This window comes from Microbacterium sp. NPDC055312, assembly GCF_053645675.1.
Genome location: NZ_JBSHMU010000001.1, coordinates 288,471 through 303,114, shown reverse-complemented (window position 1 = coordinate 303,114; position 14,644 = coordinate 288,471). Strand labels below are relative to the sequence as shown.

The following is a 14,644-nucleotide window of genomic DNA, read 5'->3' as shown; positions in this document are numbered from 1 at the left end:
GCACAAGGCTCTTCCACGCCGGTGCGCCCGTCCGGTACCGTGCGGCCATGACAGCCACCACCTTCTTCCCCCGGCACGCGATCGTCACCGCATCCGACTCCGGGATCGGAGCCGCCACCGCCCTCGCACTCGCTGACGCGGGGATGGACGTCGGCATCACCTGGCACAGCGACGAAGAAGGTGCCGAGCAGACCGCGGCCGGGGTGCGCGAGCGGGGCCGCAACGCGGTCGTCACGCGCTTCGACGCGACCGACCTCGACAACGTGGCGGGTGTGGTCGACGGTCTCGCCGACGCGCTCGGGGGACTCGACGTGTTCGTGAACAACGCCGGGGCGAGCGTGTCGCGCCGGTTTCTCGACGTGCCGCTGCGGGAATGGCGCGAGACGGTCGCGCTGAACCTCGACGGGGCGTTCGCGGGGATGCAGACGGCCGCACGTCGCATGGTCGCCGCCGGCACGGGTGGTCGGATCGTCGCCGTGACGAGCGTGCACGCGCACCAGCCGCGTGTCGGCCTGGCCGCCTACATCGCGGCGAAGCACGGGCTGTCGGGACTCATCAAGACCATGGCGCAGGAGCTCGGTGCGCACGCCATCACCGCCAACGCCGTCGCGCCCGGCGAGATCGCCACCGCGGCGAGCGGGCGCACGTCCGCCGACGCCGACCGCACGCACCGGCCCGGGGTGCCGCTGGGCCGACCGGGCAAGGCCGAGGAGGTCGCTGCGGTGATCGCCTTCCTCGCCTCTGCCGAGGCGAGCTACGTGACGGGCGCGCAGTGGAGCGTCGACGGCGGGATGCTGCAGATGGGCCCGCAGGCGGGATCGCACCTCACCGACGACGCCTGGCGCGAGGGCTGAACGCTGCCGGATGCGATGAAGGCCCTCCGGTGTCCGGAGGGCCTTCATCGTGTCAGTGACCCCAGCGGGATTCGAACCCGCGTTACCGCCGTGAGAGGGCGGCGTACTAGGCCGCTATACGATGGGGCCGTCACTGCAACCGTTCAAGTATGCCATGACGGATCCTGGGTCACAAAATCCAGCCCGCACCGCCGGTGGATGCCCCTCCGATGCGACGCGCGGACATGCAGAAGGCCCTCCGATCGCTCGGAGGGCCTTCTGTGTCGCTGTGACCCCAGCGGGATTCGAACCCGCGTTACCGCCGTGAGAGGGCGGCGTACTAGGCCGCTATACGATGGGGCCGTCCGGCCCGGAGGGCCGATGTGGCAACCGTGCAAGTCTGTCACGGCGGGTGCGACCATTCCAAATCGACGACGCGGACGGCGGCGTCACGGGCGTGTCGCGTCACCGGGGTTGCCCGAGTCGCACCCCGGAGAGTTGACTTCCGTCATGCGCATCACGAAGTACGAGCACGCGGCACTGCGAGTCGACGACGGCGGCGAGACCCTTCTGATCGATCCGGGCTCGTTCACCGCTCCGCTCGACGACCTCGGCGGCGTCGTGGCCGTCGTGATCACGCACGAGCATCCCGACCACTGGACCGCGGCGCACCTCGACCGGGTCCGGCGCGCGGCTCCCGGCATCCCCGTCTTCGGCACACCGGGCGTGGCCGCCGCCGCGTCCGACCACGACGTCACCGTGGTGGCGCCCGGCGACGAGGTGACGGCGGGCGTCTTCACCCTGCGATTCTTCGGCGGCGAGCATGCGGTGATCCACGAGAGCATCCCGCAGATCGAGAACCTCGGCGTGCTCGTGAACGACGAGCTGTACTACCCCGGAGATTCGTACGCCGCCCCCGAGGGCGTCGAGGTGCACACGCTCGCCGCTCCCCTGGGCGCGCCGTGGCTGAAGATCGGCGAGGCGATGGACTTCGTTCTCGCCGTCGCCCCTCGCCGCTGCTTCGGCACCCACGACATGACCCTGTCGACCGTCGGGCGCACCATGCACCGCCAGCGCCTGCAGTGGGCGACGGAGCAGGGTGGCGGGACGTTCTTCGAACTCGATCCCGCCCAGAGCCTGGACGTCTGATTCAGAGCCCGGGCTGAGCCGCCCGCACCCGCAGATCCCGCGCGAGATCGTCACGCGACTCGATCACCAGACGCCGCAGCGCGCCCGGCGCGTCGGCGTTCTGCTCGAGCCAGGCATCCACGGCATCCGTGCTCTCGGTCGCGGGGAACAGGCCGAGCACGAGACGCTGCGCGAGCTCGATGCTGCGCTCGGCCCAGGCATCCCGGATCCGGGTGAAGTACTCCGCGTCGAACCCGGAGACGAGATCGCGGCGTCCGCCGGCACGGAAGCCGGAGATCGTCGCGTCGAGGTGGTCGTTGCTCAGACTCAGGTCGTTCCAGGCGGAGTCCCATGCCTCGGCGCGCGTCGCCGCGACGGGGCGGGATGCCAGGGCGCGGATCTCCGCAGTTCGACCGGCCGCCGTGTCGTCGGTGGCCCGCTCGGCGGCGATCATCTCGGCGTCGGCGTGCCCGGTCGCAGCCAGCGCGGTCAGCAGCAGCCAGCGCAGGTCGGCGTCGATCGGAAGCCCCTGCGGGGCGTCGCCGTCGAGGATGGCCCGCACGCCGGCGGCGCGGGAGTCGTCGAACGACGAGGCCGCGGCGAAGGCGCGGGCCCACGACAGCTGAGCGTCGCTGCCGGGGTCGGCCGCCTGCAGGGCCGCCCAGGTCGAGTCGACCCAGGAGCGACGCTGCTCGGCACGCTCGTCGGCGACGACGTAGTGCTCGATCGCGAAAGAGGCGTTCGCCAGGGTCGCGCTCAGCAGTGCGACGTTCGGCTCGGCCGGTGCATGCGTGCGCACGATGTCGAGGTAGCGGGCGGCCGCCAGCTCGCCGTCCCGCGTCGCGTTCCAGAGCGATGACCAGATGAGGCCCCGGGCCAGCTCGTCCGACAGGGTCGACAGCGAGGCGGCGACGGTGCCGAGTGACCGCTCGTCGAGTCGCACCTTCGCGTAGGTGAGGTCGTCGTCGTTGAGCAGGATGAGGTCGGCATCCGGGATCTCGACGTCGGTGCGCTCCTGGTCGACGGTCAGCTCGATGCGCTCGCGCAGCGCGAGCGCCCCGTCGACCGTGTCGTACAGTCCGACGCGCAGCCGGTGCGGGCGGGGCGCGACGTCGCCGCTGTCCTGCACGATGACGCGCCTGCCGTCGGCATCCGTCTCGAGCCACAGAGCCGAGACCCCGCTCGTCTCGAGCCACGACCGCGACCAGTCGCGCAGCGGCTGACCGGATGCCGCCTCGAGCTGGTCGAGGAGGTCGTCGAGGGTGGTGTTGCCGAACGCGTGCGCGGCGAAGTAGCGCCGGGCGCCCTCGAAGAACGCGTCCTCGCCGACGAAGCTCACCAGCTGCTTCAGCACCGACGCGCCCTTGGCATAGGTGATGCCGTCGAAGTTCAGTTTCGCGGCTTCGAGATCGGGGATGTCGGCGACGATCGGGTGCGTGGTCGGCAGCTGGTCCTGTCGGTACGCCCACGTCTTGCGGCTGTTCGCGAAGCGCGCCCACGCATCCGTGAAGCGGGTGGCCGCGGCAGAGGCGTGCGTGCCCATGTAGTCGGCGAACGACTCCTTGAGCCACAGGTCGTCCCACCAGCGCATGGTCACGAGATCGCCGAACCACATGTGCGCCATCTCGTGCAGGATCGTGTTGGCGCGCGCGCCGCGCTGGGCGTCGGTCGCCGCTCCGCGAGTGATGTACGCCTCGGTGAAGGTCACCAGGCCCGGGTTCTCCATCGCGCCCAGGTTGTACTCGGGCACGAAGATCTGGTCGTACTTGCCCCACGGGTACGGGTACGCGAACGCGTCGGAGAAGAAGTCCAGGCCCTGTCGGGTGACCTCGAGGATCTCGTCGGCCTCGAGGTGCTCGGCGAGCGATGCGCGGCAGAGCACACCGAGGCCGATTCGCTGGTCGCCACGGGTCCACTCGCCGTCGATCCGCGCGTAGGGGCCTGCGGCGACGGAGGTGATGAAGCTCGAGATGGGCAGCGTGGGCGCGAACTCCACGGTCTGCACGCCGATGCCCGGTGTCACATGCGCGGGCGACTGGTTCGACAGCACGTGCCAGCCCGCGGGAGCGACCACCCGGAACGTGCAGGCGGCCTTCAGATCCGGCTGCTCGAAGCACGCCATGACACGACGGGAGTCGGCCGGCTCGTACTGCGTGTACAGGTAGGTCTCGCCGTCGACCGGATCGTGGAAGCGGTGCATGCCCTCTCCCGAGCGGCTGTACGCCGCGACGCCCTCGACGCGCACGACGTGCGAGCCGCCCAGACCGTCGAGCAGGATACGAGCTCCGTCCCAGCGCACCTCGCGCTCGTCGCCGTCGACCGTGACACGGTCGACGGACTCGCCGATGAAGTCCAGCCAGGTCTCGGCCTCGGTCGCGTCGAACGTCAGCGTCGTCGCGGTCGGGAATCCGGTGCGGGCGCGCTCGGGGGCACCGGCGAGGTCGAGTTCGACGCGCACCTCGTGCAGCGTGATCGACGCCGCACGGCGGGCGGTCTCATCGCGAGACAGATTGGCAGAGCTCATCCATCCATCGTGTCACGTCCTGGCGGCTCACGCAGTGGCCTGCACCGGCGCCTTCGCCAACGCCTGCTCGAGATCGGCGAGCAGATCGTCGACGTTCTCGAGCCCGATCGACAGCCGCACGACGTCGGCTCCCGGCCGCGCCTCCGGGGCGACCGGGCGGTGGGTGAGGGCGGCGGGATGCTGGATCAGCGAGTCGACTCCACCGAGCGAGACGGCGTGGGTGAACAGCCGGACCGCTCCGGTGAGCGCCTCGGCGGCGGCGTACCCGCCGGAGAGCCGGATGGCGATCATCGCTCCCCCGCCGCGCATCTGACGGCCGATGAGGCCGCGTTCGTCATCGAACTCGGGGTACAGCACCTCGCTGACCGCCGGGTTGTCGCGCAGGGAGTGCGCCAGCGCCCGGGCCGAGTTCTGCTGCGCCTGGATGCGCATCGGCAGCGTGGCGAGGCCGCGGTGCAGCAGGTAGGCGCCCAGCGGGTGCAGCAGAGCTCCCGTGATGGCACGCACCCGCCGCAGCGCTTCGGCGGTGCTCTCGCTGCACGAGATCACGCCGGCGATGACGTCGCCGTGGCCGCCGATGTACTTGGTCGCGCTGTGCATCGACATGGCGGCTCCCAGGTCGAGCGGGTTCTGCAGCAGCGGCGTCGCGAACGTGTTGTCGACGAGCACCGGGATGCCGTCGGCCTGCGCCACGACCGCGGCGATGTCGACGAGGTCGAGCGTCGGGTTCGCGGGTGTCTCGAGCACGACCATGCCGGTGTCCGGCCGGATGCTCTGGGCCACCTCGTGCTCGTGGCAGAAGGTCACCTCGGCGCCGAGCAGTCCGGAGTCGAGCAGGTGATCGGTGCCGCCGTACAGCGGGCGCACGGCGACGATGTGCCGCTTGCCGACGGCGGTCGTGTGCGCGAGGATCGCTGCGGTCATCGCCGCCATGCCGGAGCCGAAGGCGACGGATGCCTCGGAGTGCTCGAGTTCGGAGAGCGCCTCCTCGAAGCGCGCGACGGTGGGGTTCCACAGCCGGGCGTACACGTTGCCGCCATCGGGCAGCGGGTGACCGCCGGTGGCCATCGATTCGTACGAATCGCCGCCGTGCAGGATGTCGGGCAGCGGGTTCGTCGACGACAGGTCGATCGGGGCGGCGTGGACGCCGAGGGCGCCGAAATCGGCGCGGCCGGCGTGGACGGCAACGGTGTCGGGGTGCAGCGGCATCTCGGGCATGCTTCCGATCCTGCTCTCCTCGCTCATCGGCGTCCAGTCCAGTTGTCGCGAGAAGTCGGCCAGCGCGCGTATCTTGTTGCTTGAGCAACGCGACGTCGATCTCGGGAGGACACGTTGGCAGCAGCACAGCAGGGCCCCGTCGATGAGCTCGATCTGCGCATCCTGGGAGCGCTGATCGACGAGCCGCAGGCGCCGATCAAGGACCTCGCGCTGGCGCTGAGCATCCCGGCATCCACCTGCGCCTTCCGGCTGCGCACGCTGCGCAGCCGCGGCGTGATCACCGGCCCTCGTCTCGAGATCGACCCCGCCCGCGTCGGGGCGCCGGTGCAGGCGATGATCCGGGTGCGCCTGGGCAATCACAGCAGGAACGGCGTGGAGGCGCTGTTCGACGCGCTCGCCGCGACCAGAGGGGTGCTGCAGGTGTTCCACATCGCCGGAGCCGATGACTTCCTCGTGCACGTGGCCGTCGCGGATGCGACCGCACTGCGCGACATCGTGCTCGAGCGCATCACCGTGCACGACATCGTCAGAGCCACCGAGACGCAGCTGGTGTTCGAGCTGCGGGAGGGCGCGGGCGTCGTTCCCCGCCCGTGACCATCAGCGCTCGAGTGTGACCTCGTCGGCGGTGTCGGCGACGGGCGGCCCCGCGAAGCGACGAGTGCTGAGCCAGAGGATGACGCCGACGGCCAGCAGGATCGCTGCGAACAGCCAGACGATCGGTCGCTGCTGGCTGAGCAGCACGAGGCAGGAGATCACGCCGAGCACGGGCACGAACGTCCACACCCGGAAGTGCTCGTGCGGCACCCTGTCGCGCCGCAGCACCAGCACCGACACGTTCGCGCTGATGAACACCAGCAGAAGCAGCAGCACGACGGTCTCGGCGAGGGTCGCGAGGTCGCCGACGAGGGTCAGCAGCATCGCCACCACCGTGGTCGACGCGATCGCCACCCACGGTGTGCGCCGGTGCGGCAGGACGCGACCGAGCGGCGCGGGCAGCAGACCCTGCTCGGCCATGCCGAACGCGAGCCGGCTGGCCATGATCATGGTGAGCAGCGCGCCGTTGGCCACCGCGATCAGCGCGATGAGGCTGAACAGCCACGACGGCACGCTCAGCCCGGTGGCCTCGACGACCGCGAGCAGCGGTCCGGTCGATTCCTGCAGCTCGTCGGTCGGCAGCGCGGCGGCGCTGGCGACGCCCACCAGCACGTAGACGATGCCCGCGGTGACCAGCGCTCCGAACAGCGCCCGCGGATACACCCGACTGGGCTGCTTGACCTCTTCGATCACGTTCGCCGAGGTCTCGAAGCCGACGAAGGAGTAGTAGGCGACGATCGCGCCGCCCAGCACCGCGCCCGCCACGCCGACGCCGTCGGGCAGCTGGGTCGCCCGGCCGAGGTCTCCGCCGCCCCCGCCGACGTACATCGCGACGACGACGATGACGATCACGAGGCCGGAGAGCTCGATGGCCGTCATGACGAGGTTCGTGCCCATCGATTCGCGGATGCCCCTGGCGTTGAGCAGTCCGACCAGAACGAGGAACACCATCGCCGCGGGGATCACCGGCACGTCGATGAAGGTGGCCAGGTAGTCGCCCGAGAACGCGATCGCGAGTCCGGCCGCGCTGACCACTCCCGCGGCGAGCATGCTGAACCCGACCAGGAACGACAGCAGCGGGCTGCGGAACGCACGCTCGGCGAAGACGGCCGCTCCCCCGGCGCGCGGATACTTCGTCACCAGCTCCGCGTACGAGCCCGCCGTGAGCAGCGCCAGCAGCAGCGCGACGATCAGCGGCGCCCACAGCATGCCGCCCGCGCTCTCGGACAGCACCCCCATGAGGGCGTAGATGCCCGCACCGAGCACGTCGCCGAGGATGAACGCGAACAGCATCGGGCCGCTGATGGCGCGGCGCAGGCGAGGAGGCGTGTCGGGGGTGTCCATGCTGAGGACCGTACGCTCCGGCATCCACCATCGCACCCGGCTTGACACCCGCCGGACCCGACCGGTAGACGCCGGGTGCTCGGAATCAGCCGGCCGTCTCGGCCTCGCGACGCGGCAGCACCCACCCCGCACGCGGGAAGTGGCACGTGTATCCGTTGGGGTAGCGCACCAGGTAGTCCTGATGCTCGGGCTCGGCCTCCCAGAACGGACCGGCGGGCTCGATGGTGGTGACCGCGGGGGCGGGCCACAGACCCGAGGCGTCGACGTCGGCGATGGTCTCGCGCGCGACGCGCTCCTGCTCCGCATCGAGCGGGAAGATCGCCGAGCGGTAGCTGGTGCCGATGTCGTTGCCCTGCCGGTTGAGCGTCGACGGGTCGTGGATCTGGAAGAAGAAGGCGAGGATGTCGCGGTACGTCGTCTGTGCGGGGTCGTAGACGATCTCGAGCGCTTCGGCGTGCCCGGGATGGTTGCGGTAGGTCGGGTGGTCGTTGTCCCCGCCGGTGTAGCCGACGCGCGTCGCGAGGACGCCGGGCTGACGGCGTACGAGGTCTTCCATGCCCCAGAAGCATCCGCCGGCGAGCACGGCCGTCTCGGCCCCGTCGCGGCGGGTGATCTCTCCGGTGTCGCGTGCTCCGCTGGTCATGTGCGTCTCCTCGTGTGTCGTGACGGGACTCGCCTGTCCCGGGTCTTCCATTGTGCCTCCGCTGTCCGCAGGCGGGGCCGGGCGGCCCGACCCGGTCCGCCCGGGAATGCGGCGCGCACGGTCTAGGTTGGTGCTCAGAGCCGCTTCCCGGCCGGTCATCGCATCCGAGGAGAGAAATGCGTCCCTATCTCGACAAGTCCGCACCTGATGTCTGGAAGGCCGCCGGAGAGTACTCCCGCGCCGTGGCGAGCGAAGCCGAGCGCAGCGGGCTCTCGCTGCAGGAGAGCGAGTTCATCAAGGTGCGCGCCTCGCAGATCAACGCGTGCGCGTTCTGTCTCGATCTGCACACCCTCGAGGCTCGCGGCGCGGGCATCCCCCAGCAGAAGATCGACATGCTTCCCGCCTGGCGAGAGGCGTCGCTGTACTCCGAGCGCGAGGCGGCCGTGCTGGCAGTCGCGGAAGCCGCGACGCGCATGCCGCTCACCGAGGAGGCGAAGGCGGATCTGTCGGGCGCGCGTGCGGTACTCGGAGACGAGGCGTTCGCCGCCGCCGAATGGGTCGCGCTGACCATCAACATGTTCAACCGCATCTCCATCCTCAGCGAGCACCCGGTGCGTCCTCGCGGCGACGACGGCACGGTGCTGTCATGACCGACGAGCGCTTCGAGATCCGGGATGTGCCCGCCGAGTCCCGGTATGTGCTGATCGACCGCGGCGACGACGGCACTCAGGCCGAGGAGATCGGCGAGGAGTCGTACGTCGATGTCGGCGGCGATCGGGTGCTGCACCACACCGAGGTGTCGGAGGAGTACGGCGGGCGGGGACTGGCGTCGACGCTGGTCCGAGCCGTCGTCGAAGACGTGATCGCCTCCGGGAAGAGCATCGTGCCGGTCTGCGAGTATGTCGCGGCGTGGCTGCCAAAGCATCCGGAATATCAATCCCACGTCGTCGAGCGTCGCCGCGAGCACAACGCGGCGGTCCGGGCCCGGCTGGGCTGAGCCAGTCGCGCGGGCGCCGCGTCAGTCGCGCGGGCGCAGCCGCACGGTCGGCAGCGCCGGCGCGGGCAGCGGAGCGCGCTGGCCCCCGCGGAACGGGCCGAACAGCGTCGGCTTGCCCTCGTCGCGACGATCGACCGGCTCGAAGCCCAGCTCCGCCTGATAGCGGCGGCGGAACTCCTCGATCTCGTCGTGACTGCGTCCGATGAAGTTCCACCACATCACGATCTGCTCGCCCAGCGGCACACCGCCGAGCAGGATGACGCGTGCGCCCTCCGCTCCCGCGTCGATGATCATCGTGTCGGCGCCGGTGGGCACGTAGCCGAGCTCGCGATGCTGCACCGGCGCGCCGTTCACGAGGATCGATCCGGTCTCGGCGAGGGCGGCGTGCTCGAAGTCGCGGCGCACCGGCAGCGTCAGCCGGGCACCCGGCTCGAGGGTCAGCTCGGCGCCGAGCATGTCGGGTGTGCGGGTGTCGACCGGGGAGGTCGACCCGAGCAGCGAGCCGATGAACACCCGGATGCTCGTCCCGTCGAGTTCGACGGGCTCGGGCACGTAGTGGGCGAAGCCGTGCTCGGTGAACCTCGTGGCGTCCGGCAGGGCGTACCAGAGCTGCACCCCGTGCAGCACCGTCGTCTCGGGCGTGCTGATCTCCTGGTGGGTGATGCCTTGTCCCGCGATCATCAGATTCAGCTCGCCGGGCAGCACCGCGGCGGCCACGTCGTTCGAATCCAGATGGTCGATGCGGCCGGTGAACAGCCACGACACCGTCGCGAGTCCGGTGTGCGGATGCCGCGGCACCTCCATGCCGCCCGTCTCGGCGACGTCGTCGGGGCCGTAGTGATCGAGGAAGCACCATGCGCCGACCAGCGATCGACGTCTCTGCGGCAGGGTGCGGTAGACCGTCATCGCCCGGATGCCGCCGAGCGGCACCTCACGCGGCGCGAGTACCTCGACCGAGGTGCACGGCTCCCCCGGGCCGAGAACGCTGAGCGGCGGATCCTTTTCGAGATTGGTCATCGCGGCTCCTCGGGCTGCTGCGGCTGCGGTCGGGATGCAGCCAGCGTAGTCCGTGGACCACACGGATCGGACCGCGCAGCCGTGCGGGGTGGCACTTCCGATGATGCGAGGTCAACCCCCTCCTCGTCGCGCATCGCAGGGTCGACTCTGAAGAGATCACGTGGGCGTGATCGGTTGCGTCCACCAGACGTCAGGAGTCGAGATGAGCACATCACACCCGGACCCTCGTGACCGTGAGCCCGCAGCCGTCTCCGCCGAGCGCGGACCCACACAGCGCGAAGAGGCGCTGGAGCGGGAGCAGGAGCGATTCGGCGGCTTCAAGTGGGGCTCCGCCTTCTTCGGCTGGCTCACTGCGACAGGTACTGCGGTTCTGCTGACGGCGCTGCTGGGCGCGGTCGGCGCGGGCCTCGGCCTGGGGGTCACCGAAGGCGACGTCGAAGACGCCGCGCAGGAGATCGGGGCGAATGCCGAGACCGTCACCATCGTCGGAGCGATCGCCCTGGCCGTCCTGCTGTTCATCGCCTACTACTGCGGCGGCTACGTCGCCGGTCGGATGGCGCGATTCTCAGGGGCCAAGCAGGGCCTGGCCGTCTGGATCTGGGCCATCGTCATCGCGATCGTCGTGGCCGTCATCGCCGCGGTGGCCGGGTCGCAGTTCAACGTCCTCGGTCAGCTGAACAGCTTCCCCCGCATCCCGGTCGACGAGGGAAGTCTCACGGTCACCGGCATCGTCACCGCGATCGTCGTGGCTCTCGTGAGTCTGGGCGGCGCGATTCTCGGCGGCGTCGGCGGCATGCGCTATCACCGCCGCGTGGACCGGGTGGGACTCGGACGGTGAGTCGACGACACGTACCAGCGGCGACCACCACTCCCGCCGCCTGACAGGAAGGCAGATCATGATCGATTCGCACAAGATCAACAGCCTGTTCGACGCAGACGTCGTCGACGCCGACGGATCGAAAGTCGGCACGATCAAGCATGTGTACGTCGACCCGGAAGGCGGTCAGCCGCTGTTCGTCGGTGTCACCACCGGCTGGTTCGGGCGATCGGAGTCGTTCGTGCCGCTGCGCGACGCCGACTTCGACGGCGAGGTGCTTCATGTGCAGCACGATAAGGACACGGTGAAGCACGCTCCTCGCATCGATGCCGAGGGCACGCTGACCGACGACGACGTCGACCGCATCCAGGACTACTACGACGAGGACGGGCGCGGCGGGGACTCGGGCGACGCCGATTCGGACGAGTCCGCCGCTCCGGACGACCAGCGGCCTCCACGCAAGCGGATCCGCGTGCACCGGTACGTCATCACGGATGAGCGGGCGGGCACCACTCCGCTCTCGCAGCGTGACGAGACGCTGCGTCGTGGCCGGGCCGTCGATGAGGCCCGGTACGAGACCACGGAGCAATCCCGCACAGACCGGTTCGACGAATCGACGGCGAGCGCAGCAGACGAGTCACGCGAGCTCGGAGGCGATGACCTGCGGCGCCGTCGGGAGTGAGCGTGACCGGGCGACATCACTGCAGCAGATCGGCGATCTGCCGCACATCCGGGTACACCGACGCGGCGCCGGCTTCGGCCAGTGCACGTGCGTCGGTGCCGCCCGACTCCACGGCGACGGACACGACGCCTGCCTTCGCCGCGGCGATCATGTCCCAGCGGGCATCGCCGATCGCCACGCACCGCTCAGCCGGCACGCCGGCGCGATCGATCGCGACGGCGAAGACATCCGGCTCGGGCTTCGCTGTCTGCACGTCCTCCGCAGTGGTCACCGCGTCGATCCACTGCTCGGCGTCGAGTACCGCGAGCTGCCGGTCGACCTCCTCCTGCGGTGCGGAGGTGGCGAGCACCACGCGGGTACCCCGCTCATGCAGCACTCGCAGCAGCTCCCGCGCGCCCGGCAGCAGCCGGACCTCGTCGGACAGGTCGCCGTAGTGCGCGGAATGACTGGAGAGGATGCGCTCACGCAGGCCATCGTCGGCGTCGGGGATGATGCGCTCCAGCAGCTTGTCGGAGTCGAGACCGATGGCGGCGTGGATCGAAGCCGCGGGAGCATCGGTGTCGGCATCGCGCAGCGCGCGCTGCCAGGCGATGACGTGCAGGTAGTTCGAGTCGACGAGCGTGCCGTCGACGTCGAGCAGATACGCGTCGGCCGTCAGCAGCGGGTCGGTGTGTTCTGAGGTCGGTGTCGGTGAGTCCATGCTCTTCTCCCCTGTCCTGTATCCGGGTGCGGCTCAGTCGTCGTCGATGTCGGCGAGCAGGTCCTTCAGCGCCTTCTCGATCGACGTGTGGTCGTACTGACCGGCTCTGCTCTCGGCCGAGATCACCGCGCACCGGTGCAGCCGGCGGAAGTCGCCGTACGGAAAGCTGTACCGGCCCTTCGTGCCCTCGGTGGCGCTGGTGTCCTCGCCGAGGTGCCACAGCGCGAACTCGTCCATGCCGTGCTTGTCGATGAAGGCGTTCTCGTCGTCGGTGCTGGGTGCGTGCTCGCTCCAGTCGTCACGCTCGTCGCGGACGACATCACCCTTGCTCAGCAGCCCCTGGGCGTGCTCGAGGGCCTTTCTGTTCAGCCGAGTGGCCATGGCGTTCTCCTCTTCGCTCGTACGTGTCCCATCCAGACTGCGACCAGAGGGCTCCGGTCTGAAGGGACTGGCGGGTGCGGAGGGCGGATGCTAGGTGCGCTGCCGCGCATCCGATCCGATCGGGTTGCAGCTCCGAATCACTCAGCAAGCGGCCGTCAGGGCCGAGCGGAGGATCGGGGAGCAATGTCGAAGCAGGATCGTCGGGTCGGGTTCATCGTCTTCGCCGCGCTGGCGGGGGTGGTCAGTGGCCTGGTGTTCCTCGCGGCCGCGGAGCTGTCGGCGTTGCTGGTCGCCCGGGATGCGAGCCCGGTGCTGGCGGTGGGTTCGTTCGTCATCGACGTCGTCCCGCAGCCGCTCAAGGAATTCGCCATCGCGACGTTCGGCGAGTTCGACAAGCTCGCGCTGCTGATCGGACTGGCATTGGCCGTCGTGATCGCGTCGGCCGTGGCGGGCATCCTGCAGCTCGTCAGGCCGCCCCTCGGGGTGATCGCCCTCGGCATCGCCGGGGCACTGTCGGTGGCCGCGACCACGACGCGCGCCGGCGTCACACCCTTCGCGTTCCTTCCTCCGGCGATCGGCGCGGTCGTGGGGAGCGTGGCACTCGTCTTCCTCCGCCGGCGGCTCGCATCCTGGCAGCGTGCCGGCGCCGTCCCTGCCGCCGAAACCGGCCCGGGCGACGTCGCGGCGGTCGACCGACGACGGTTCTTCGCGCTCGCCGGCATAGCCGGCGCCACCGCGCTGGTCGTCGGGATCACTGCACGGACCGTGAACGCGGCGACAGCGTCCGTCGCGGCGATCCGCAAGGGTCTGCGCCTGCCGGCCCCTCGATCGTCGGTGACGATCCCCGAGGGAGCAGAGCTCGACGTGCCAGGCATCACACCGCTGTTCACCCCCAACTCCGACTTCTACCGGGTTGACACGGCACTCACCGTGCCGACTGTGGACCCCGCCACCTGGCGGCTGGTGATCGACGGCATGGTCGACAAGCAGGTCGAGCTCACCTTCGACGAGCTGGTGAAGATGGGGCTGGACGAGTATGCGATCACGCTCACCTGCGTGTCGAACGTCGTCGGCGGCGACCTGGTCGGCAACGCGATGTGGCTGGGTGTGCCGATCCGGGATGTGCTGCGGTTGGCCGCCCCGCACACCGATGCCGACATGGTGCTGTCCCGCAGCGTCGACGGATACACCGCCAGCACACCGCTGTCGGCGCTCACCGACGACGGGCTCGACGCGATCTTCGCCGTCGCCATGAACGGTGAGCCGCTCCCCCTCGAGCACGGATTCCCCGTTCGCATGGTGGTGCCCGGGCTCTACGGCTACGTGTCGGCGACGAAGTGGGTGACCGAGCTCACCGTCACCACGTTCGAGAAGGACGAGGCGTACTGGACTCCGCGCGGCTACAGCGCCCAGGCCCCGATCAAGTTCTCCTCTCGCATCGACACGCCGAAGCTCGGCAAGAGCGTCGCGGCCGGACGCATCCCCATCGCGGGTGTGGCCTGGGCACAGACGGTGGGCATCGAGGCCGTCGAGGTGCGCATCGACGACGGCGACTGGCAGCGCGCGACCCTGTCGGCGCCGATCAACACCGACACCTGGGTGCAGTGGGTGCTGGAATGGGATGCCGAGCCCGGCACGCACTACGTCACGGTGCGCGCGATCGACAAGAACGGCGAGATGCAGATCGAAGAGAGTGCGCCCATCGCACCCGATGGGTCGACCGGATGGCAGCGGTCGCTGGTCTCGGTGAGCTGAGCGGCGCTCTC

15 protein-coding genes and 2 tRNA genes are annotated in these 14,644 nt (G+C 69.9%); 8 read left to right on the top strand and 9 right to left on the bottom strand.

Annotated features, from left to right (window positions below; genetic code table 11):
- Positions 1-47 precede the first annotated feature (47 nt).
- Positions 48-854, top strand: a complete 807-nt coding sequence (locus ACWIDW_RS01460) for an SDR family oxidoreductase (RefSeq protein WP_454122378.1) — start codon at positions 48-50, stop codon at positions 852-854.
- A 56-nt stretch (positions 855-910) separates the two neighbouring features.
- Here ACWIDW_RS01460 and ACWIDW_RS01455 read toward each other — a convergent pair.
- Positions 911-983 (bottom strand) — tRNA-Glu (locus ACWIDW_RS01455).
- 140 nt (positions 984-1,123) lie between these two features.
- Positions 1,124-1,196: transfer RNA gene (locus ACWIDW_RS01450), tRNA-Glu, on the bottom strand.
- 147 nt (positions 1,197-1,343) lie between these two features.
- Between ACWIDW_RS01450 and ACWIDW_RS01445 the strand changes: the two genes are divergently transcribed.
- Positions 1,344-1,982, top strand: coding sequence for an MBL fold metallo-hydrolase (locus tag ACWIDW_RS01445; RefSeq protein WP_454122376.1), 639 nt, complete (start codon positions 1,344-1,346; stop codon positions 1,980-1,982).
- A gap of 1 nt (position 1,983) precedes the next feature.
- Here ACWIDW_RS01445 and pepN read toward each other — a convergent pair whose 3' ends face one another.
- Both pepN and ACWIDW_RS01435 read right to left on the bottom strand, forming a co-directional pair.
- Complete coding sequence (gene pepN, locus ACWIDW_RS01440) at positions 1,984-4,485, bottom strand: aminopeptidase N (protein ID WP_454122374.1); 2,502 nt, start codon at positions 4,483-4,485, stop codon at positions 1,984-1,986.
- Between the two features lie 27 nt (positions 4,486-4,512).
- The gene (locus ACWIDW_RS01435) at positions 4,513-5,703 is read right to left on the bottom strand and encodes a trans-sulfuration enzyme family protein (RefSeq protein WP_454122372.1); all 1,191 of its coding nucleotides are present in this window, start codon (positions 5,701-5,703) and stop codon (positions 4,513-4,515) included.
- Between the two features lie 114 nt (positions 5,704-5,817).
- Between ACWIDW_RS01435 and ACWIDW_RS01430 the strand changes: the two genes are divergently transcribed.
- A complete protein-coding gene (locus ACWIDW_RS01430; RefSeq protein ID WP_454122370.1) occupies positions 5,818-6,297 on the top strand; it encodes an Lrp/AsnC family transcriptional regulator in 480 nt (159 codons plus the stop codon).
- A 3-nt stretch (positions 6,298-6,300) separates the two neighbouring features.
- Here the strand turns inward: ACWIDW_RS01430 and ACWIDW_RS01425 are convergent, their stop codons facing one another.
- Both ACWIDW_RS01425 and msrA read right to left on the bottom strand, forming a co-directional pair.
- Positions 6,301-7,641: an APC family permease gene (locus ACWIDW_RS01425; RefSeq protein ID WP_454122368.1), complete on the bottom strand. Its 1,341-nt coding sequence runs from the start codon at positions 7,639-7,641 to the stop codon at positions 6,301-6,303.
- Between the two features lie 85 nt (positions 7,642-7,726).
- The gene (gene msrA / locus ACWIDW_RS01420) at positions 7,727-8,284 is read right to left on the bottom strand and encodes a peptide-methionine (S)-S-oxide reductase MsrA (protein WP_454122367.1); all 558 of its coding nucleotides are present in this window, start codon (positions 8,282-8,284) and stop codon (positions 7,727-7,729) included.
- 176 nt (positions 8,285-8,460) lie between these two features.
- Here msrA and ACWIDW_RS01415 point away from each other — a divergent pair, with 176 nt between their 5' ends.
- Together ACWIDW_RS01415 and ACWIDW_RS01410 are read left to right on the top strand one after the other, a co-directional pair.
- Complete coding sequence (locus ACWIDW_RS01415) at positions 8,461-8,934, top strand: carboxymuconolactone decarboxylase family protein (protein ID WP_454122365.1); 474 nt, start codon at positions 8,461-8,463, stop codon at positions 8,932-8,934.
- Complete coding sequence (locus tag ACWIDW_RS01410) at positions 8,931-9,281, top strand: GNAT family N-acetyltransferase (RefSeq protein ID WP_454122364.1); 351 nt, start codon at positions 8,931-8,933, stop codon at positions 9,279-9,281. The genes ACWIDW_RS01415 and ACWIDW_RS01410 overlap by 4 nt, the downstream gene beginning before the upstream one ends.
- A gap of 21 nt (positions 9,282-9,302) precedes the next feature.
- Here ACWIDW_RS01410 and ACWIDW_RS01405 read toward each other — a convergent pair whose 3' ends face one another.
- Positions 9,303-10,298 carry a pirin family protein gene (locus ACWIDW_RS01405; protein WP_454122362.1) on the bottom strand — a complete coding sequence of 332 codons (996 nt, stop codon included), beginning with the start codon at positions 10,296-10,298 and terminating at the stop codon, positions 9,303-9,305.
- A gap of 202 nt (positions 10,299-10,500) precedes the next feature.
- Between ACWIDW_RS01405 and ACWIDW_RS01400 the strand changes: the two genes are divergently transcribed.
- The gene (locus ACWIDW_RS01400) at positions 10,501-11,136 is read left to right on the top strand and encodes a hypothetical protein (protein WP_454122360.1); all 636 of its coding nucleotides are present in this window, start codon (positions 10,501-10,503) and stop codon (positions 11,134-11,136) included.
- A 58-nt stretch (positions 11,137-11,194) separates the two neighbouring features.
- The gene (locus tag ACWIDW_RS01395; protein ID WP_454122359.1) at positions 11,195-11,797 is read left to right on the top strand and encodes a PRC-barrel domain-containing protein; all 603 of its coding nucleotides are present in this window, start codon (positions 11,195-11,197) and stop codon (positions 11,795-11,797) included.
- Positions 11,798-11,813: 16 nt separating this feature from the next.
- Here ACWIDW_RS01395 and ACWIDW_RS01390 read toward each other — a convergent pair whose 3' ends face one another.
- Complete coding sequence (locus ACWIDW_RS01390) at positions 11,814-12,497, bottom strand: HAD family hydrolase (RefSeq protein ID WP_454122357.1); 684 nt, start codon at positions 12,495-12,497, stop codon at positions 11,814-11,816.
- A gap of 33 nt (positions 12,498-12,530) precedes the next feature.
- Positions 12,531-12,878 (bottom strand): hypothetical protein, encoded by a 348-nt coding sequence (locus ACWIDW_RS01385; RefSeq protein ID WP_454122356.1) that lies wholly within the window; start codon positions 12,876-12,878, stop codon positions 12,531-12,533.
- A gap of 183 nt (positions 12,879-13,061) precedes the next feature.
- Between ACWIDW_RS01385 and ACWIDW_RS01380 the strand changes: the two genes are divergently transcribed.
- A complete protein-coding gene (locus tag ACWIDW_RS01380) occupies positions 13,062-14,633 on the top strand; it encodes a molybdopterin-dependent oxidoreductase (RefSeq protein ID WP_454122354.1) in 1,572 nt (523 codons plus the stop codon).
- Positions 14,634-14,644 lie beyond the last annotated feature (11 nt).